Origin of the sequence: Atlantibacter hermannii (assembly GCF_009907385.1) — a bacterium.
Lineage (GTDB): Bacteria > Pseudomonadota > Gammaproteobacteria > Enterobacterales > Enterobacteriaceae > Atlantibacter > Atlantibacter hermannii_A.
Genome location: NZ_JAAATR010000097.1, coordinates 1 through 385 on the forward strand (window position 1 = coordinate 1; position 385 = coordinate 385).

Annotated in this window: 1 pseudogene; it reads left to right on the forward strand. The window is 62.1% G+C overall.

From position 1 onward, the window contains the following. Positions 1 to 385, forward strand: a pseudogene (locus GV764_RS19320) (transketolase); the annotation flags it as partial.

The following is a 385-nucleotide window of genomic DNA, read 5'->3' on the forward strand; positions in this document are numbered from 1 at the left end:
GGTCACCGACAAGCCGTCCCTGCTGATGTGTAAAACCGTTATTGGCTTCGGCTCCCCGAACAAGGCCGGTACGCACGACGTGCACGGCGCGCCGCTGGGCGAGGCGGAGATCGCCGCAACGCGCGAAGCCTTAGGCTGGCCTCACGCCCCGTTCGAGGTGCCGTCCGGGATTTACGCCCATTGGGATGCCAAAGAAGCGGGGCAGGCGAAAGAATCTGCCTGGAACCGAAAGTTTGCCGACTATGCGCAAGCCTTCCCGGAACTGGCGGCGGAATTCACCCGGCGGATGAAAGGGGAATTACCGCAGGAATTTGCCAGCAGGGCTCAGGCCTGGATTGAGCGGCTACAGGCTAAACCGGCGAAAATCGCCAGCCGTAAAGCATCC